Below are 19984 nucleotides of genomic sequence, written 5' to 3'. Positions count from 1 at the left end.
AAAAACAGCGTACTTAAACGCTGTTTTTTTTCACGGCATGAACCATCCAGACCAGATCACCTAAATGTTCATCCTGTTCATGAGTCGGGTTTTGCTGACGAGGCTCGGCAAAATAACGTTGTGGTTGTTGTACCTCAACCTGGTCAAATCCTGCATCTTGAAAAAAGTGCTGCAGTTCTTGGGGGGATTTAAAATGAAAGGTAAACGCACTGCGAGACATGAATTTAAGTAGACGGCTACTGCTCCAGATAAAGTTCGCCAGTTTATTTTTCACCGGTTCAGGATAAATATCGCTGAGATAGTGAACTGCCGGGAAATACTGCGCATTTTCTGTAATCCCCTGCATCAGAATACCTAACATCTGCTGATCAAAATAATTAATCAGTCCTTCGCTAATGACCACTAAGGGCTGGTTGCGGTCAAACATCTGAAAAATACAGTCCAGTTCTTCACTAAAAATATCGGCAGTCAGGACTTCAGGGGCATACTGATCGATCTGCTGTAAAGCCTGCGTCTTGATCTTGGCCATATCCGGCAGGTCCAGTTCACGATAATTAATCTCGGGGAATTTCTGTCTGAAATTCCAGCTGCGTGGAGATAGTCCGCAGGCAATTTCAAGAACCTGAAGTTGTGGATGTTGCTCAATTAGTTGACACAAATGCTCATCAATCATCTGATGGCGCTGCTTAAGTGTAGTCCGCATGCTACCGCCGACATGGCGTTCTGCCCAGGATTCAAGGGGATGAAGCAGTTTGGCCAGGAACTTGCCTTTGGATGTAGCAAAGGCTGGATGTGAGATTCCCATTTGATACCAGATATAGCCGGTATAGTGCGCCGTAAAAGAAATATGGCGATGTTGCGAAAGTGAGTCTGTCATATTTGTTCTGACCTTATTGTTATTTTTAAGTTGATTGAATAATAGTGTAACCTTTTCATTACTATAATTAAAAAGGAACACCTTGTCGTGTCCCTTTTTCATATTGATTGGATTTAAAAAGTTTTAGCTGGATTGCTGTTTAAATGCCAGTATTTCATCACGGATCTCGCGCCATTCTTCACCCAGATCCAGTTCATCACCAATCTGGATGTTCGGGATGTTGCCGCGCATGCGTTCCAGGCGTTGCTGGTTCGGGAGGGGCAAATCTTCAATTCCTTCTAGTGCAATACATTGTGCTGCACGATCATTGCAGACCAGACCCATATCACAACCAGCTTTAAGGGCGGCCTGAATTCGGGCATCGGCATCACCTGCAACACAGGCAGCCTGCATGCTTAAATCATCCGAGAACAGGACACCGTCAAAGCCGAGCTCTTGACGTAAAACTTTCTGAATCCAGAATTCTGAGAATCCGGCTGGATTGGGATCTACCTGGCTATAGATGACATGAGCCGGCATCAGTGCATCCAGTTGTGATTGTAACTGGATAAAGGTTTGCATATCTTTTTGCTGAATCTCTGCATAGGAGCGCGTATCAATTGCTGCAGCAACATGCGAGTCTGCTTTAACAGAGCCATGACCGGGGAAATGTTTACCAGTTGAAGCCATACCGGCACGTTTCATACCTTTTAGAAATGCGCTGGCGAGTGGAATAATGTCCTGAATATTTTGGGCAAAGCTACGATCACCGATCACATCACTGATGTCATTCAGGTCCAGTACCGGTGCAAAGCTGAAATCAATTCCGACAGCCAGTACTTCAGTCGCCATCAGCCAGCCGCATTTTTCAGCCAGTTCAAGGGCACGCTGTGGATCGCTCGTATAAAGTTCGCCAAATTTCCCCATGGCAGGCAGCAGGGTAAAGCCTTGTCTTAAACGCTGTACACGACCGCCTTCCTGATCCACTGCAATTAAAATATCAGGACGCACCTGACGCATATGATCGGTCAAAGCACGGACTTGGGCGGGAGATTCGATATTGCGACCAAATAAAATCACTCCACCGACTTGCGGCGCACTTAATAGTTCAATATCTTCTTGAGTGAGGGTTGTGCCTGCGATGTCGAGCATCAATGCGCCAATCATATGCGGAATCCGTTTTAGAGTTTTCGGAGAAAACAATACCTGAATTCTGCAATGATTTGCTACACTTTGTCAGCACAGAATATGATAAAACTACACGACATAAACATATTAAGTTGTTTAAGATGCTGAATACGTTAAATTCTGGTCGAAAAGCAACACGGTCACATTGGTCTCTAGGCCAAGGAAGTACGAATTATTTATGAAATTTCAAACTATAGCTTGCGCAGTTGCGATTGCGACAGGTGGATTCTTTTTTACCCATGTAGTGAATGATGCGATTGCGGCCAATAGTAATGAAGTGGTCAGTAAAGCAATTCAGCCATCTCAAGAGCAGGCGCTGGTGTCACGTCAGCTGGCAACCCTGGTTGACCGTCAGCATTATTTAAATATGCGTCTGGATGCTCAGACTTCGCAGCGTATTTTTGATTTCTATATTGATAGTCTTGATCCGGAACACAGTCTGTTTCTGGCCCCAGAAGTTGAAAACTATAAGAAACGCTATGGTGCCAATTTTGGTGCCAATCTGAAAGCCGGCAACTTGTCTGGTCCTTATGAAATGCATGCGCAATATCAACAGCGCTTGCACCAGTTCTACACCTATATGTTGAATGAGCTGAAAAAACCGCAGAATCTGAATCAGCCAAATGTTTATATCGAAACGGATCGTGAGAAAGCGCCATTCTTTAAAACTGAGGCTGAACAGCGTGCGCACTGGTCAAAAATGCTGGTGTCACAGCTGATCAATCTGACCATCAGTAAAGAAGAGGAATTGGCCAAGCAGAAAGCGCTGAAAGCCAATCCGGAATTGGCCAATGGACAAGACCTGACTGGTCCTGAAGATCTAACGCCTGCGCAAACCTTGACCAAGCGTTATACCCGTCAACTGGAACGTCTCAGCCGCGTCAAAAGTGATGATGTGCTCGACAAGACACTGAACGCGATGATGCTGACTTATGATCCCCACAGTAATTACTTCCCGCCTGTGGATGCGATGGAGCTGAATCGTCAGACGACTTTACAGCTGGAAGGCGTCGGCGTATCGATTCGCCCGGAACGCGGCAATGAAGATTACACCAAAATTGAAACCATCGTTGAAGGTGGTCCGGCCAGCAAATCCGGTCAGGTCAAATCAGGGGATCGTATCATTGGTGTGGCCCAAGACGGCGAACAGATGGTCGATGTCATTGGCTGGCCAAGTAATGAAATTGTCGGTCTGATTCGTGGTAAACGTGGCACGAAAGTCACTTTACGCTTACTCGGTGCGGGTGCTGCCATGGGGCAGGCCCGTAATGTGACTATTACCCGTGACGTGATTCAGGAAGAAGATGCCGGTGTGCGTACACGTGTAGTCGACATTCAGCGCGATGGCAAGAAATATCAATATGGTGTGATCGAAATTCCGTCATTCTACCTGAACTATCGCGCACGCCGTGCCGGTACGGATTATCGTTCGGTATCCGAAGATACCAACAAAGCCTTGAAAGAGTTGGCAGCGAAGAATGTTGCCGGGATTATTGTTGATTTACGCAATAACCCGGGTGGTTCACTGGAAGAAGTGGCACGTATGCTAGGGCAAGTAATCAAGTCTGGCCCAGTGGTGCAGATCCGTGATGGCAATGGTAATGTCAGCGTCTTTGAAGATGATGATGGTGGTGCACAAACTTATGCGGGTCCATTGGCAGTGATGGTGAATCTGGCCTCTGCATCGGCCAGTGAAATTTACTCCGCTGCGATTCAGGATTATGAACGCGGGATTGTGATTGGCAGTACTACCACCGGTAAAGGTACAGCACAAGTACAATTGGATAGTCTGGCGCATGGTCAGGCGACATTGACGCAGCGTAAATTCTACCGTGTGACTGGTGGTAGTACCCAGAATAAAGGGGTCGTTCCGGACATTAAACTGGTCGATATTTATAACGAGGAGTTTGGTGAGCGTAAGGCCAAAAATGCCCTGCAGTGGGATACTATTCCAACGGCACCATTTAAACGCGAAGGTGCAGTACAGAAATACGTTCCTGAATTGGCTAAACTTTCTCAGCAACGGGTCACACTGGATTCTCAGTTCAAGTATTTAGAACAGCGTAAAGCCGTGATGAAGAAAGCTGAAGAAGAGAAACGTCAGGTACTGGACTTGCAACAGCGTAAAGCTGAGTTGATTGCCATGGAGCAAAAAACGCTGGACGCAGAAAACACTCGTCGTGCTGCAACAGGTCTGAAACCTTATCCAAACTGGGAAAGTTATCAGGCTTCACTGGATGCCTTGATTGAAACGCGTGCCAAGATGAAGGCCAAAGAACGTCCGGCTCTGCCTGAAGAAGAAGCGTTTGTGATTGAAGCGGCAAATGTGTTACTGGACTATGCCAAATTACAAGCAAAACCCTAAGTTTTAGCCTCATTGGTCGTTGATAAAAATAGCCTGTTTCGACAGGCTATTTTTTTATTTTGCAAATCTGCACGAAAGAACAAATAAAATTTTGCTATGAAGTGCCATCTGTCTAAATAAAAAGAAAAAAATTGTGATGGTGATCGAATAAATGAGCTAAAAAAATGAAGCTAAATATTTGCTTAAATTTGAAACACTTCTAATATATAAGTTGTATTTTATTTTTCTGTTGAGTCTTATTTTTGAGGCAATTCTCAACTTCAAAAGAAAGAAATATAAATTCTAAATTTTAGTTAAGACTGATGTTGTTGCAGACCAATTGGCTTGCATAGATGGTCAGTCTTGAGATTTTACTGAGCTCAAATTTGACCGGGTGAAAATGGAAATATCAGTGCAGAGCATAATAAAAATGATCACCGCTGGGGAACATTTTATATGATTGATATTCAGCATGATATTGGTCTGCTCATCGGGTCCGTTCTTTCTGCATTGGTTGCTTGCTATCTCATCGCACGGATTAAAAAATTTGCTTCAGGCGCTTTACAGCTAAACTTTAAAACCTTCAATTTAATGCTAACCGCCATGCTATTGGGCCTATTCATATGGTTGATCCATTTTATTGGGCTGACAGCAAGTTTTGTGCTGAATAAATATGAGATGGATTTGGGCCTGATGCTCCTGTCTGTTCTGGTGATATGCACTGCATCTATGTTTATCCTCTGGTTAAGTACCAGAAGTACCAGAAGTACCTGGTCATTTTTCCGGTCAGTTCTCGTATTAGGTGTGATCGCACTCAGCATCTTTGGCATGCACTCTATTAGCATGATGTCATTCAATTTTACTGCCGCCCATATGCAACAGTCACCGGAATTAGTTCAGGCACATGATCAGCTATTTCTGGCCATGATACTGATGAGTGGATTGCTGCTGGTAACGCTGATTTGTATCATCGTGTCCGAACTGCGTGTGGGATTACGCAACCGTCAGCTTGCATGGGCCAATCAACAAATTGAAAATCAGACCATTCAGGACAATCTGACCAAATTACCTAACCGTTTGTATCTGGCTGAATATGCAAATCTGCTGTTTTCAGGTCAGTCCGAACAGCAGCATGAAATTGCTTTTTTATATATCGATCTGGATCGTTTTAAAGCAGTCAATGATGTGTTTGGCCATCTGGTCGGCGATCAGTTGCTGATTCAATTGACCACGCGGATTCATCTGTTATTAGGCCATCATTCCAAGCTGCTCAGAATTGGTGGGGATGAATTTCTGCTGGTACTGGAAAACACATCTGTCGCCAAAGCTGCAAAAATGTCAGAACAGATTCTTGAACTGATTCAGGAAAGTTTCCTGATTGAAGGCAAGAGTATTCATATCTCGGGCAGTATTGGCATTGCCATGTATCCGGAACACGGCAAGAATTTACAGGATCTGCTGGTCAATGCTGATGCCGCCATGCTGAGTTCCAAGTATCAGGGGCGCAATACCTATTCAGTCTTTAATTATTCTACCGACCAGGATGAAAGCAAGAGCCAGAGTACCCTGATTAATGACCTATATAAAGCCGTGGAAGAGCAGCAGTTTGTGCTGTTTTATCAGCCCAAGTTTCGGACCAAAGACCGTAGCTTGTGTGGGGTAGAGGCATTAATTCGCTGGAACCATCCCCAGTTTGGTTTGCTCGGCCCGAATCTGTTTATCAATGCGGCTGAAAAAACCGGACTGATTATTCAAATGGGCTATTGTGCATTGGAGCTGGCCTGTCAGCAGATTCAAAAATGGCAACAGACACATACTGAATTTTTCCCTATCGCGGTCAATTTGTCTGCAGTACAATTTGAGCATAAGCATTTGTTTAGTACTTTAGAAAAGTTATTTGCACAATATAAAATCAGTCCTCAGCATTTAATGATCGAGATTACTGAATCGACTGCCATGCATCATATTGATGTGAGTATGCGCAGCTTTAAGCGCTTAAGACAAATGGGCATCCGTCTAGCCATTGATGATTTTGGTACAGGGCATTCCAGTTTTCTCTATTTAAAGAATTTCGCCGTAGATGAGTTAAAAATTGACCGGGAATTTATCAAAAATCTGGCAGTCGGCTCCAAAGAGGAAATGATTCTGGAAAGCATTATTCAGCTGGCCATAAAACTGGGCTTGGTGGTGACCGCCGAAGGTGTTGAAACAGAAGCGCAAGCAGAAATTTTAACCCGGCTCGGTTGTGAACAGTTACAAGGCTTTTTGCTGGGCTTGCCGGTAGATGAACAACGACTAGAAAACTTACAATTCCGTTAATAGCGCTCTAATTCATTGAGCGTCAGGATAGACAACATGGCTAACGGAACTCCACCCTGAAACTCTGCTACAATATCGCCAATTTTTTTCATATTGATCGAATTTGATCTCGAATGCTGTGCATTGAGCAGTAGGTGTATTTCATGAGCTTTAAGCAAGAACTGGCGGCACAAGTCGCCCAGCGACGTACGTTCGCTATTATTTCCCACCCCGATGCCGGTAAAACCACCATGACAGAAAAATTGCTGTTATGGGGTCAGGCTATTCAGGTGGCCGGGATGGTAAAAAGCCGTAAATCTGACCGGGCCGCAACATCGGACTGGATGGAAATGGAAAAAGAGCGTGGTATCTCGATTACAACCTCAGTGATGCAGTTCCCTTTCAAAGACAAGATGATCAATCTTCTGGACACCCCGGGACATGAAGACTTCTCGGAAGATACCTACCGTACCCTAACCGCGGTAGACTCGGCGCTGATGGTGATTGATGGTGCAAAAGGTGTCGAAGACCGAACCATTAAATTGATGGAAGTGTGTCGTATGCGCGATACCCCGATCATCTCATTCGTCAACAAAATGGACCGTGAAATCCGTGAACCGCTTGAGCTTCTGGATGAAATCGAAAACGTTCTGAAAATTAAATGTGTTCCGATCACCTGGCCGCTCGGTACTGGCCGTGATTTTGCCGGTGTATTCAATTTAATCGAAGAAAAATTCTACGTGTATAAAGCCGGTTTCGGTTCAGTCATTACCGAGATCGAAGTGCGAGATGGTTATGACTATCCTGATCTTCGTGAGAAAGTGGGTGAACTGGCTTGGGCGGCATTTGAAGAATCGCTGGAACTGGTACAAATGGCCAATGAGCCTTTAGATCGTGAAGAATTCCTGGCCGGTCGTCAAACGCCTGTGTTGTTCGGTACAGCCTTGGGTAACTTTGGTGTCGACCATGTTCTGGATGCCTTCAGTCAATATGCACCATCTCCTAAAGCCCATCCGACCCAAGATCGTGTTGTAGAAGCGGATGAAGAAGGCTTTACCGGTTTTGTCTTCAAGATTCAGGCCAATATGGATCCGAAACACCGTGACCGTATTGCCTTCATGCGGATCTGTTCAGGCAAGTATGAAAAAGGCTTGAAGATGAAGCATGTACGTTTGGATAAAGATGTGCGCATCAGCGATGCCTTAACTTTCCTGGCCGGTGATCGTCAGCATCTGGAAGAAGCTTGGCCGGGTGATATTATTGGTCTGCATAACCATGGCACCATCCAGATTGGCGATACATTTACCTCGGGTGAGAAACTTCAGTTTACCGGTATTCCGCACTTTGCGCCGGAAATGTTCCGTCGTGTCCGCTTGAAGGATCCATTAAAATCCAAGCAGTTGCAAAAAGGTCTGAAAGAACTTTCAGAAGAAGGCGCGACCCAGGTATTCATGCCGCAGAATAACAACGACCTGATCGTGGGTGCGGTGGGTGTGCTACAGTTTGAAGTGGTGGCTTACCGTCTGAAAGAAGAATACAAGGTTGATTGTGTTTACGAACCGGTCAGTATCAACACAGTGCGTTGGGTATCTTGTGATGACGAGAAGAAATTCAACGAATTCAAGAAAAAAGCCCATGACCAGTTGTCTGTCGATGGTGGAGGTCATTTGACTTATCTTGCACCAAGCCGGGTGAATTTACAGCTCATGCAAGAACGTTATCCGGACATCGTGTTCCACAATACGCGTGAACACTAAAATTTCAGGCTTCGCAGCTAAAGTTTAAAAATATCAAACAGCTTCTCCGGAAGCTGTTTTATTTTATGCTACATTTAAGCAATTAATAACTCGATAGATATAGCAAAGAGAATGAAGCTCAGCAAGGAAGTCGTCCTCGGTTCTGTGATTGGTTTAAGTCTTGTCCTGAGTGGCTGTGATCAAAGCGAAAAAGAGCCTGTTAATACTCCGCAAAATGAGAAAATGACCGCAGCTCAGCAGACCGCAGATGTTTTGCCTTATCTGAATATTCAAGAGCAGCCGGCTAAAATTGCCTTGCCATTTTGTGAAAATAAAAACTGTATCAATCTGGATATTCAGACCTTGCATACGGTTGATCCATGGATGAACCAATGGATTGAAAAGCAGCAGGCCAAAGTGATTCAGGATCAAATCGGCTTGAAACAGGACATGAATTTACAGCAGGCGATCAATGCCTATGTAAAAAAATCGGATGCGTGGCAGGCGCAGCTCAATCTGAACAAGGCTTATGAGTTATCGCTATATACCCGTATTCCTTACCAACGCAATCAATATGTATTGATGCAGATTGGGGTCGATACCAAACAGGAAAATGTCAGCGTGCATGAGCGCTATTATTTTTTTGTGGCTGATCGTCGCCAGCAGAAAATGCTGACCCCACTGGATATTATCGATCCTAAGCAACAGTTATTAATGGATCAGATTATTCAGCAAGCCTATGAGACATGGCTCAAAGAAAATGATCAGCAAGTGCAGCAGAAAGCGCCGAAAAAACTGTATTGGGGACAAGCTGACTGGTTTTTTGATCAGGAAGGTATTGGTCTGCATTTTCGCAGCCATGAAATTAGCAAAGACGCCAAACAACTGGATATTTATTTAACAAAACAACAAACACAACAGGTCTTGAAAGCTGATATCTATCAGCATATGTTTTAAAGCTCATGATCCTGCAAGCGTACAGGTTCCAAAAAGGTGAATGAATGCCAAAATACAAGAATATCTTTTGTCTATCCATCCTGGCATCAGCGATCTTGCTGAGTGCCTGTCAGCCGAAGAGTAATGAGCCGGAAGAATCAAGTGCTTCCGAGGTGCTACAAGCCGAAGCTGAAGCACTTAAACTCAGCGGCGATACCGAAAAGCTCAAGCTGGCGATTCCAGAATGTGAAGACAAAAGCTGTCCGGAAATTTCGATCGAACGTCTGAACAGTAATCAGAGCTTTATTGATGAATGGATCGACCAGCAGATTCTGCAACAGTTGAAAAATATCCTGTCTCTTGATGCGATTGAACCGGCAAAAGTGAGCGCTGCCAGCGAAGCAGACGTTGCCGCCTCTGAACCCAAAGCTGCTTTAGCAACAGTGGTGACACCAAAACAGCAGCTTGAGCAGCAAACTCAACCTTATATGCAGACTTTCTTGAATCTGGATAAAGAGCTCAAGGCCCTGAGTGCCAGTCATAGTATTAGCCTGATGATTAAGCCCAAGATTCTGCATTCGGGTGATCCTCTAGCGACAGTAGTTTTGAACAGCAGTTATTATCTGGGAGGCGCACACGGGGCATCTGCACAGACTTATTATAATTTTGATCTGGAACAGAAAAAGCTGATCAAGCTGGATGACATTATTGCGGTCAAACAGAAAGCCCAACTGGAAGCGCGTGCTTATGATGCGTTTAAAACCTGGGTGGTAGAGTCCAAGCTGGCCAAAGATGTCGCCGAATATGAACAGGCCTGGAAGTTCAAACTCACCGATAATTTCTATCTGGCTCAACAAGGTCTGGTCTTGCAATATGCCGAATATGAAATTGGGCCATATGTGGTTGGCTTGCCACGTTTAATGATTCCTTATGAGCAGCTACAAGGTGTACTAAAACCCGAATATCTGCCTCAAACTGAAAAAGCTGCCTCTGAGGCACAGCCAGCACCTGTTGCAAAAGCCAAATGACCTTAAAATTGTTTGATACGCATACCCATTTTGATGTTCCCGATTTTGATCCTGATCGGGAACAGTTGGCGTATGCGGCCAAAGCGGCAGGTGTCGAGCATCTGGTTTTAATTGGTTTTTTGCAAAACCGTTTTGCTGATCTGTTAGGAACTCACGACTTTATCAATGACCTGGAAAATGCACCGCAAAGTCATTTAGCACCGGGCTTGCATCCATTTTATATTGAACAGCATCAGACTGATCATTTACAGGAGCTGGAACAGCTGCTTAAAAATGAGCACTGTATTGCCATTGGTGAAATCGGACTGGATACCTTTTTTAAACAGCACAAACAGGCTGAAATTTTCCAGAAACAAAAAGATTTTTTTGCTGCACAGCTTGAACTGGCACAGCAATTCGATAAGCCGGTTTTGCTGCATATCCGTAAATCCCATGCGGAGGTTTTGCAGATTTTAAAACAGCAGCAGTTTAAACAGGGCGGCATTGCGCATGCCTTTGGTGGTGGGGTTGAGGAAGCCAAAGCCTTTATCAAACTGGGATTCAAACTGGGCATCACCGGGCAAATCACCAATCCAAATGCCAAAAAACTGCATCAAGTGGTGCAGTATGTCGGACCGGAACATCTGGTAGTAGAAACTGACTGTCCGGATATGACACCACTCTGTTGTCAAAGCTCGACCGAGCAACGTACCCGAAATACACCTGCAAATTTACCTTATGTGCTGCAAGGACTGGCAAAGAGTCTACATATGCACAAAGAGGAACTGGCTGAACAGCTCTGGCAAAATACTCATCAGGCCCTGCATCTGGCCATTTAAGTTAACGCTCTTAACTCGGTCTTAAATTCCCAGTTCATCATAAATAGAAAAAAAGGTGCATTATGCAATTTCTAAAATGCTCCAGACTTGGCATCATGCCATATACATTTTTTTAGGTGAGATTCACATGGCACAAGGACTTTTGGCGGGTAAGCGCTTCTTGATCGCGGGCATTGCGAGTAAATTATCGATTGCTTTTGGTATTGCTCAAGCATTGCATCGTGAAGGTGCTGAATTGGCTTTTACTTATCCAAATGAAAAGCTGAAAAAGCGGGTAGATGACTTTGCTGAACAGTTTGGTTCGAAACTGGTTTTTCCTTGTGATGTGGCAGTAGATGCTGAAATTGACTATGCATTTGCTGAACTGGCTAAACACTGGGATGGTCTGGACGGCGTAGTGCATTCTATCGGTTTTGCACCGGCACATACGCTAGATGGTGACTTCACCGAGATCACGGATCGTGAAGGCTTTAATATTGCACATGACATCAGTGCTTATAGCTTTATTGCAATGGCACGTGCGGCAAAACCTTTGCTGCAAGTCCGTCAAGGCTGTTTGCTGACATTGACCTATCAAGGTTCTGAGCGTGTAATGCCAAACTATAACGTGATGGGTATGGCCAAAGCCTCTTTAGAAGCAGGCGTACGTTATTTGGCGTCTAGCTTGGGTCAGGAAGGTATTCGTGTGAACGCGATCTCTGCGGGTCCAATCCGTACCTTGGCAGCTTCAGGTATTAAATCATTCCGTAAAATGCTTGACCTGAATGAGAAAGTTGCTCCATTAAAACGTAATGTGACGATTGAAGATGTCGGTAATGCTGCATTGTTCCTGTGCTCGCCATGGGCTAACGGGATTACTGGTGAAATCCTGTATGTTGATGCTGGTTTTAATACTGTTGGTATGAGCGCTGATTTGATGGCGGATGCGGAATAAATCCTATAAGTCCTCTCTCCCTCAGGGAAAGAGTTAGAGAGAGGGGAATGACTTCTTCCTCTGAGTGAGGAAATGATTAAAATCCCCCTCATTCCCCCTTTGATAAAGGGGGAGGCCACTCAAGGCAATAAAAAAGACCGCATAAGCGGTCTTTTTTAGATTTGAAGGATAGCGATTAAGCTTGACCATCCACAGCAGCGGCTTGCGCACGTTGCATATTGGCTTCAAATTCAGCATCGAAGTTGATTGGTGTAAGTAGCAACTGTGGGAAGCTGCCTTTAGTCACCATATCATTCACTGCTTCACGTAGGAACGGGAACAGGATGTTCGGACAGTATGCACCCAGGATATATGGAAGACGCTCTTCTTCAACGCCATCCACCAGGAAAATACCGGCTTGAGTCACATCAACGATAAACGCGGTATCACCTTCGTTGGTTGCTTGAACCACGACTTTCAAAGCTACTTCAAAATGAGTTTCATCAATTTTTTCTGCAGAAGAAGAAAGATTGATGTTTAACTCAGGTTGCCATTGCTTGGTAAAAACTTGCGCCCCAGGAACTTCAAAAGAAATATCTTTGGTGTAAATACGCTCTAATGCCAATTGTGGTTGAGCTTGTTGTTCTTCACTCATTTTTTGATCCTTAATATGAAGTGATAATTTTAGTAAGGTTAAGCCAGCAATTCATCAAGTTTGCCTTCACGCTCTAAAGCATAAAGTTGGTCAAAACCACCGATGAACTGATCATTAATAAAAATTTGTGGCACGGTACGGTGATTGGTACGCTGCATCAATTCAAGACGTACTTCAGGCGCTTCTTGAGACAAGTTAATCTCTTTATATGCCACACCCTTACGTTCCAGTAGCTGTTTTGCACGCACGCAATAAGGACACACTGTCGTCGAGTAAATAGTAACTTCAGCCATGATCAATCTCCTGTTCGTGGATTATTTGCTTTTCACCAAAGGTAAACCTTGAGCTTTCCAGTTGCTGACGCCGCCATCAAGACGGTAGGCATCGGCATGACCAACCTGCTGTAATGCAGTACCAGCCACCTGTCCAAGGTTACAAATGAACACCAAAGGGCGATCAGATGCTTTCAGCTCTTCAACATGTTTTGTAATCTGGCTATATGGAATATTACGGCTGCCGCTGATATGACCTTCACGGAAGTCTTTGGCATCACGTAAATCAATCAGCATGGCATTTTTTGCTTTGACTAAAATTCCCAGCGATTGCGGAGAAATTTTGCGACCGTTACGTTGACCTTCGATAATGAAGAACAAAACCACTAATACCGCGAGTGTTCCAAATAAGAAGGGGTGATTCCCCATAAACTCGAACCAACGTTCCACAATTCACCTAATTACAATTTTAAAATTGCCAAGAGTATAGCTCATAAATATGGTGATCAAAATCACCGCTTCAAGGGCCAAGGGTTAAGAAAATTAATTTTTTTGCTGTGCTTCAGTGATTTCGTCGATTAAACGTAAATAGCTGTCCAGTCGGCGCGGTAAAATTTCACCTGCGGCAGCAGCCTGACGCAAAGCACATTGTTTTTCATGCTTATGGGTACAGTTACGGAACTGACAATGGCCGAGCAGGTTTTCAATTTCAGGAAAGCCGCTTTGTACCTTATCTAAAGTCAGATGCCACAGGCCAAATTCACGAATTCCCGGAGAGTCAATCAGGGCGGCACCTTCACCAAAACCGATCAAGCGCGTTGATGTCGTAGTGTGCTGACCAAGTGCCGAGTTTTCCGAAATAATATTGGTTTTCTGTGCGGCATCCGGCACGATCGCATTAATCAGCGTGCTTTTACCCACACCAGATTGACCGACGAAAGCCACCGTTTCATTTTCCAGACGATTAGACAGTGCAGTCAGGTCGCCATCGGATTGGGTCTGCATCACTTCATAACCGAGATCTTGATATTCTTGCAGCAGAGTCAGAATCGGATCGTTTTCTTTTAACAAATCGGCTTTATTCATCACCAGCAATGCAGGAATATCGGCATCGGCACAGGCCACCAGATAACGGTCGATCAGGCCCGGCGCTGGCTCAGGCAATGGTGCAAACACGATCACAATCAGTGAAATGTTGGCCGCTACCGGTTTAACCTTGTGATAGCGGTCGGGGCGTGTCAATAAGGATTTTCGGGGATGAATCGCGGTGATAATTCCTAAACCGGTATTCGGATCGGCTTGCCATTTGACCCGGTCACCCGTGACCAATAAATCCAGATTGGTTCGAGTATGACAGCGCCAGACGCTGTCCAGTTCAATCTCTTTCCAGAAAGGTTCAGGCTCACCATCGGCGACCACAGGTTTTTCAGGGTGAATGTCAGGGCGAGACAAAGCTTGCACTTCAAGTTGGCGGCCATAATGTTGCACCACTAAACCTTCAAGATCACTGGAGGTATCGAGATCTTCTTGACGTGTTTTCTGTTGTTTCTGAATGCGGCGCTGTTGTTGCTCTGTCAGACGACGCTTACGTATTAAGGCCATTCATATCCTAAAAAAACCGGGTAAATCAGATGGCAAAAATAGCATGAAGCAGCCCCCGAATGACACCCAAGATGTAATTAATTTGCTACTATAGTTGTTTTTAAACCCAATAAGATTGCACATTTATGAGCAGCACCGCTGATACCCGCCTGATTTGGATTGACCTTGAAATGACAGGTCTAGACACAGACAATGATCAAATTATTGAAATTGCAACAATTGTAACCGATGACAATTTGAATATTTTGGCAGAAGGTCCTGTGCTTGCGGTACATCAGCCTACACGTCTGTTAAATGCCATGGATGAGTGGAACACTCGCCAGCATGGCCAGTCTGGTCTGATTGAACGTGTACGTCGCAGTAAACTGACCGCTCAGGATGCCGAACAGCAAACTATTGAATTCCTGAAAAAATGGGTCAATCCAAAATCTTCACCGATGTGTGGTAACTCGATCTGTCAGGATCGCCGTTTCTTGCACCGCCTGATGCCTGAACTGGAGCAGTATTTCCATTACCGTAATCTGGATGTATCTTCAGTGAAAGAACTGGCCAAACGCTGGCGCCCGGAAATCATGAGCGGTCTCAAGAAAAATGCCTCGCATCTGGCGATGGATGACATTCGTGATTCGATTGCGGAATTGAAATACTATCGTGAATATTTTTTCATCATGAATAAAGATTAATTCCGATAGATGAAAAAGAGGCGAAAGCCTCTTTTTTTATTTTACTGAACTGGATTTTTTCTAGTGTAAAACTGCTCCATGCTTTCAAAGCCTACCCACAAGAGTAATAACACAATCAGATGATTCTGTGTTTCATAACGATCGAAAATAACTAAGCCAAATAATCCTAAAGTCATTAAACGAATGAGAATGCTGAGATAATAATTTTTGTTCTTTTGGCTGATCAGAACATAAAAATAAAGCCCGATACAAACAATGTTCAAACCCAAAAGGGTGTTAAATAGCATGACATTCCACTCCTTTTGGCCAAATGACATAGAATTAATTTGTTGATATTTTAATCAATCGCGAGTCGGTTGTCGCTCTCATCCAATCTGAATGTCATTTAAATCGATCAAAAATTTAGTGGCGGTAAAGAAAAGCGGATTTTGCTAAAATGATCCGGTATTTTTATTGCTATAGATGACCTATGACTGACCTGCTTCAAGATGATGAATATGACCGCCGTTTTGCTGGTGTTGCCAAAATTTATGGAGAAGACAGCTTTAACCATTATGAAAAAAGTCATGTGATGGTGATTGGTATCGGTGGTGTCGGTTCATGGGCGGTAGAAGCACTGGCACGTAGCGGTGTGGGCGAGCTGACCTTGGTCGATATGGATGTGGTGGCCGCGTCTAATATTAACCGTCAATTGCCTGCCATGAGTACGACATTAGGTCACGAAAAAATTGAAGTTATGGCCGAGCGTTGCCGTGCAATTAATCCACGGATTAAAATCAATCTAATTGATGATTATCTGACGCCTGAGAATATCAAAGAAATTTTAGCTCCGACACCGGATCTGATTTTAGATTGCATCGATGATGTCAAAGCCAAATTTGCCCTGATGCTACATTGTCGCTTTAACAAGATTCCTTTAATTGTATCGGGCGGGGCAGGTGGCAAACTGGATCCACTGAAAATTCGTGTTGCAGATTTATCTAAAACCGAACAGGACCCGATGCTGGCCAAATTGCGTGCCCAGTTACGTGCTAAAGGCATCTGTAAAAAGCCCAAAGAAAAATTCGGCATTACCTGTGTCTATTCAATTGATAATCCATTCTCCAGTGCCGATGTCTGCGCCAGTGCCGGCTTGCGCTGTGGGGGGTATGGCTCTGCCGTGGTGGTGACTTCGAGCTTTGCCATGGTTGCCGTGGCAGAAGGTTTGAAAAAGCTCGATAGTAAAAGAGCAAAAGCCTGATTTAAAAAATAAAAAGCACAATCTATGTGCTTTTTTTAAACTGGCGTTTAGAATGAAAGGATTCATTCGCAGAACAAAAATAATGTTTTGGAGCAGCTATGTGGTTCTTGCTGGTACTGATTTTGGGGATAGGGGCGTTAGCGATCTGGATGTGGAAACGTCCCGATCCGGTGAAACGTGATCAGGCGAAGGCTGTACAACATGATTTATGGATTGAGCAGATTGATGCTCAACTGAAACATGCAGCACGTTTGAGTTCAGATCCAGAACATCCGAATTATGAACGTGCCTATCAGATTTATCAGGGGCTGGCCCAGCAACAGGAAATTCCACAAGCTTATGTAGGCATGGGCCTGATGCATCTGCAAGGTCTGGGACATGAGCAGAATACCGAAAAGGCGATTAGTTATCTAGAAAAAGCCTTTCGTCTGGGCAGTGATGATGCAGCCTATCATTTGGGGCAGATTCATGAAGGGGAGGCGTATCAACAGGCTGACCCGGAAAAAGCTTTGTATTGGTACCGACATGCGGTAGCACGTGGCAATCTGGATGCCCAGTACCGCATCACTGAACTTTCTTCGACCGAAGACCATCAAAATGAGACCGCTGCAGAGACACAGCGTCTGGCCTTGTTAATACAAAATGCCGGGCAGGGTCATGCCAATTCGCAGTATCAGCTGGCTCAATATTATTTAACAGATTCAGCGACCCAGGATTTAGTGCAAGGAATTCATTATCTGTTTCTGGCGGCGCAACAAGATCATTTGGCTGCCAATCAGCAGATTGCGAACTCTTATGCGCGTGGCCAGATTCTGCCTCAAGACCTGAAGCAATCGCTGCAATTTATTAAACGCTGTATCAGTCTCGGTGACCAGAAAGGTCTCTATGATTATTATGCCGGTGTGCTACAGGGCCGTATCGATACCGACCAGCGTCAGCGCGTGTTCCAGCATTTATTACAGCAGTCCAAAGAACACGCCGATGCACACGCTAAGACCTTAATCGGGCTGGCCTATTTTCATGGCTGGTATGTTGATAAAAATGAAACCATGGCATTTCGTTACTGGGCGGAAGCGGCCAACAGTCAGCATGCGCCTGCCTTATGTATGATTGCTGCGCTGTATTTTGAACAGCACCTGGTGGCCAACGAACCGCAAAAAGCATTTGAGTTATATCAGGCTGCCTATCAGCTTAGTCCTGACGATGTGTCTGCACGGATGGGGCTGGCACTGTGTTATTTAAATGGTGTCGGTACAGTAAAAGACATTGCCAAAGCCACACAAATGATTCAGAACGCGGCACAGCAGTATTGGCAGATTGAAGCTCAATCTGAAGCGGATTTAATTTATAGCGTTGGCCGGTTTTATAGTCTGGTTGAATACCCTTTACCGACACGCGACAAAGCTATCCAGTACCTGAATCAGGCGGTTGCAAAAGGTTCGAAAGAGGCGGCATGGTTCCTGTACCAAGCTCTGTCAGGCATTTATCCTGTGTTTATCAATAATGCAGAGCTGGCCAATCGCTATCTGCATCAGGCTGCGCAATTGGGTCATGCCCAGGCACAAGCAGAATTGGGCTTGAAGTATCTTCAAGGGCAACAGATTGCGCAGGATATTGCCTTAGGCTTGAGCTATCTGCAAAAAGCAGCCGCTCAGCAGAATGGTGTGGCGCTAAATGCTCTGGGTGAATCCTATGAGCAAGGTCAAGGTGTTGAGAGTAATATTGAGCAAGCCGTACAGTATTATCAGCAGGCGGCAGCGCAGGTGAATGCAGATGCCTATAGTCATCTTGGACGTTTATATACCAAAGGCATTGGCGTGGCGCGTGATATCGGGATTGCACGGGACTGGCTGGAAAAAGGCAGTTTGCTCGGACATGAGCGATCGATTGAATTATTGAAAAATGTGAATGCATATTTGCAAATGAAATAAACTGACCCAAATAATATGAACTAAAAAACCGCTGTCTGTCAGCGGTTTTTTATGGATTAAGCTTTGTTAAGGCAATTCACGGATAGGACTACCACCCAATGCCTGCATCAAGGTGACATAGGCATTGTACTGGTTCTGTCGGGTTTGCACCAAAGACAGTCGTGCATTGCGCGTAGTTTCCTGTGCATCCAGCAGGTTCTTTAAAGCGACTGCACCATTACGATAACGCACTTCAGTCAAGCGTTCAGTTCTTTCGGCCAACTCAACATTGCGTTGCTGCAAAGCCACCTGCTTAGTGAGCTCAGTCCGATTCGACAAGGCATTTTCCACATCGGCAAAGGCTTCATACATGGTCTGGCGATACTGGATAATGGCTTTTTCATATTCCAGCTCATTGACTTGTAGATCACGTTTCATGTCATTCCATTGCAGGAAAGGCAAAGTCAGACCAGCACCTAAAGTTGCAATCGGATTTTTCAGGGCATTCGAGAGGGAAGTACTGCTGCCAATACCGGTGGTCAGATTACCGGTCAAACTAATGGATGGATAGTAGCTGGCTTTGTTGGCATCTTTATTGGCTAGTGCCTTACGCAAGCGCAGTTCAGTCGCTCGAAGGTCAGGGCGACGTGACAACAAACTCGCCGGTAAGTCAGCCTGAATACTCGGCAATTGAATATTCGGTAAACGGCTTGGCTCTTGAATCGCGAGCTGTTGAACCGGCATGTGCAGCAATACCGCGAGTCCGGTACGTGTTTCCACACGTTGCTGTTCAATCTGGCTTAAAGTCGCCTGTTGACTTTGAATTGCCTGTTCCGCCTGGGTTAAATCCAGACCGGATACTGCGCCGGCACGATATTGCACCCGCACCAGATCATAGGTTTTTTGCGCGGTCGCCAGATTTTGCTGTACCACACTATAACGTTCATTCAGATAAGCCAGTTGCCAGTACAATTGTGCCGTGGTGCCAATCAGGCTTTGTGCGGTTGCCTGCAAGTCTTCTTCAGAGGCCAGTGCTTCCCAGCGTGCCGCTTCAGTCTGATTGGCCAGTTTGCCAAACAGATCCAGTTCATAGCTTAAACCCGGATAATTAATCCCAAAACTCGATGAACTATCACCATCTTCTAAATCAAAACTTCTACGTGTTGTCAGTCCGGCATCACCGACACGAACGCCTTGCTGACTTTGAGCTTGTCTGGCTTGAATACGGGCCTGTTGTAAACTGATGCCGGCCACTGCCAGATCGGTATTCTGCGCCAATACTTCATTCACCAAATTATTTAATTGCGGATCTTTAAATAAAGTCCACCATTGATCTGCCAAAATATCGGCATGAATCTGCTGACTAAGCACCTTATTGTTTTGAAAGCTACCCGGCATATTGATCGCAGGCTGTTGATAGGGGGTTTTCACCACTGCGGCACAACCGACCAGCGAGCTTCCCAGCAACAGGGCACTGGCAAGCTTGGTTAAATTCATTTGCATAT

At 44.9% G+C, this 19984-nt stretch carries 18 protein-coding genes; 10 read left to right on the top strand and 8 right to left on the bottom strand.

Translation table 11 applies throughout. The annotated features are described in order from the left end of the window. Positions 1-13: 13 nt before the first annotated feature. Positions 14-877: a class I SAM-dependent methyltransferase gene (locus tag ACP7BU_RS06855; protein ID WP_425879149.1), complete on the bottom strand. Its 864-nt coding sequence runs from the start codon at positions 875-877 to the stop codon at positions 14-16. Between the two features lie 123 nt (positions 878-1000). Continuing rightward, on the bottom strand, positions 1001-2023 hold the full coding sequence (gene nagZ, locus ACP7BU_RS06850; protein WP_425879151.1) for a beta-N-acetylhexosaminidase: 1023 nt from the start codon (positions 2021-2023) through the stop codon (positions 1001-1003). Positions 2024-2222: 199 nt separating this feature from the next. On the opposite strand from nagZ, the gene ACP7BU_RS06845 reads away from it, so the two are divergent. From ACP7BU_RS06845 to ACP7BU_RS06815, 7 genes are all read left to right on the top strand, one after another. Then, positions 2223-4409 carry a carboxy terminal-processing peptidase gene (locus ACP7BU_RS06845; RefSeq protein ID WP_005245962.1) on the top strand — a complete coding sequence of 729 codons (2187 nt, stop codon included), beginning with the start codon at positions 2223-2225 and terminating at the stop codon, positions 4407-4409. Between the two features lie 435 nt (positions 4410-4844). Beyond that, positions 4845-6707, top strand: a complete 1863-nt coding sequence (locus ACP7BU_RS06840) for a putative bifunctional diguanylate cyclase/phosphodiesterase (protein ID WP_425879154.1) — start codon at positions 4845-4847, stop codon at positions 6705-6707. Positions 6708-6850: 143 nt separating this feature from the next. Then, entirely contained in the window at positions 6851-8443 is a 1593-nt protein-coding gene (locus ACP7BU_RS06835; protein WP_004647433.1) for a peptide chain release factor 3, read from the top strand. Between the two features lie 111 nt (positions 8444-8554). Then, a complete protein-coding gene (locus ACP7BU_RS06830; protein WP_004647434.1) occupies positions 8555-9379 on the top strand; it encodes a hypothetical protein in 825 nt (274 codons plus the stop codon). Positions 9380-9423: 44 nt separating this feature from the next. Next, positions 9424-10386, top strand: coding sequence for an RsiV family protein (locus ACP7BU_RS06825; protein WP_425879156.1), 963 nt, complete (start codon positions 9424-9426; stop codon positions 10384-10386). Next, positions 10383-11204, top strand: a complete 822-nt coding sequence (locus tag ACP7BU_RS06820; RefSeq protein ID WP_138743099.1) for a TatD family hydrolase — start codon at positions 10383-10385, stop codon at positions 11202-11204. Before ACP7BU_RS06825 ends, ACP7BU_RS06820 begins: the two co-directional genes overlap by 4 nt. Before the next feature lie 127 nt (positions 11205-11331). Then, positions 11332-12138, top strand: a complete 807-nt coding sequence (locus ACP7BU_RS06815; RefSeq protein WP_180181437.1) for an enoyl-ACP reductase FabI — start codon at positions 11332-11334, stop codon at positions 12136-12138. A gap of 175 nt (positions 12139-12313) precedes the next feature. Here the strand turns inward: ACP7BU_RS06815 and secB are convergent, their stop codons facing one another. The 4 genes from secB to rsgA form a co-directional block, all read right to left on the bottom strand. Further along, positions 12314-12772, bottom strand: coding sequence for a protein-export chaperone SecB (gene secB / locus ACP7BU_RS06810; protein ID WP_004647439.1), 459 nt, complete (start codon positions 12770-12772; stop codon positions 12314-12316). Positions 12773-12810: 38 nt separating this feature from the next. Next, positions 12811-13065 carry a glutaredoxin 3 gene (grxC, locus tag ACP7BU_RS06805; protein ID WP_004278388.1) on the bottom strand — a complete coding sequence of 85 codons (255 nt, stop codon included), beginning with the start codon at positions 13063-13065 and terminating at the stop codon, positions 12811-12813. 21 nt (positions 13066-13086) lie between these two features. Next, positions 13087-13494, bottom strand: a complete 408-nt coding sequence (locus ACP7BU_RS06800) for a rhodanese-like domain-containing protein (RefSeq protein ID WP_004278386.1) — start codon at positions 13492-13494, stop codon at positions 13087-13089. 93 nt (positions 13495-13587) lie between these two features. Next, positions 13588-14646: a ribosome small subunit-dependent GTPase A gene (gene rsgA / locus ACP7BU_RS06795; protein WP_005103207.1), complete on the bottom strand. Its 1059-nt coding sequence runs from the start codon at positions 14644-14646 to the stop codon at positions 13588-13590. 125 nt (positions 14647-14771) lie between these two features. On the opposite strand from rsgA, the gene orn reads away from it, so the two are divergent. After that, positions 14772-15329, top strand: a complete 558-nt coding sequence (gene orn, locus ACP7BU_RS06790) for an oligoribonuclease (RefSeq protein WP_425879160.1) — start codon at positions 14772-14774, stop codon at positions 15327-15329. 41 nt (positions 15330-15370) lie between these two features. Here orn and ACP7BU_RS06785 read toward each other — a convergent pair whose 3' ends face one another. Then, entirely contained in the window at positions 15371-15616 is a 246-nt protein-coding gene (locus ACP7BU_RS06785; RefSeq protein WP_005107898.1) for a hypothetical protein, read from the bottom strand. A gap of 182 nt (positions 15617-15798) precedes the next feature. Here ACP7BU_RS06785 and ACP7BU_RS06780 point away from each other — a divergent pair, with 182 nt between their 5' ends. Both ACP7BU_RS06780 and ACP7BU_RS06775 read left to right on the top strand, forming a co-directional pair. Beyond that, entirely contained in the window at positions 15799-16569 is a 771-nt protein-coding gene (locus ACP7BU_RS06780) for a tRNA threonylcarbamoyladenosine dehydratase (RefSeq protein ID WP_005103214.1), read from the top strand. 98 nt (positions 16570-16667) lie between these two features. After that, positions 16668-18500 carry a tetratricopeptide repeat protein gene (locus tag ACP7BU_RS06775; RefSeq protein WP_005261812.1) on the top strand — a complete coding sequence of 611 codons (1833 nt, stop codon included), beginning with the start codon at positions 16668-16670 and terminating at the stop codon, positions 18498-18500. A 66-nt stretch (positions 18501-18566) separates the two neighbouring features. On the opposite strand, the gene ACP7BU_RS06770 is transcribed toward ACP7BU_RS06775, so the two are convergent. Further along, on the bottom strand, positions 18567-19982 hold the full coding sequence (locus tag ACP7BU_RS06770) for an efflux transporter outer membrane subunit (protein ID WP_425879163.1): 1416 nt from the start codon (positions 19980-19982) through the stop codon (positions 18567-18569). Between the last annotated feature and the right edge of the window lie 2 nt (positions 19983-19984).

It is taken from the genome of Acinetobacter sp. 40AMC3-4 (assembly GCF_049898185.1).
GTDB lineage: Bacteria > Pseudomonadota > Gammaproteobacteria > Pseudomonadales > Moraxellaceae > Acinetobacter.
Note: the sequence above shows the minus strand (reverse complement) of the source record. Positions and strands in the feature narration are given on the sequence as shown.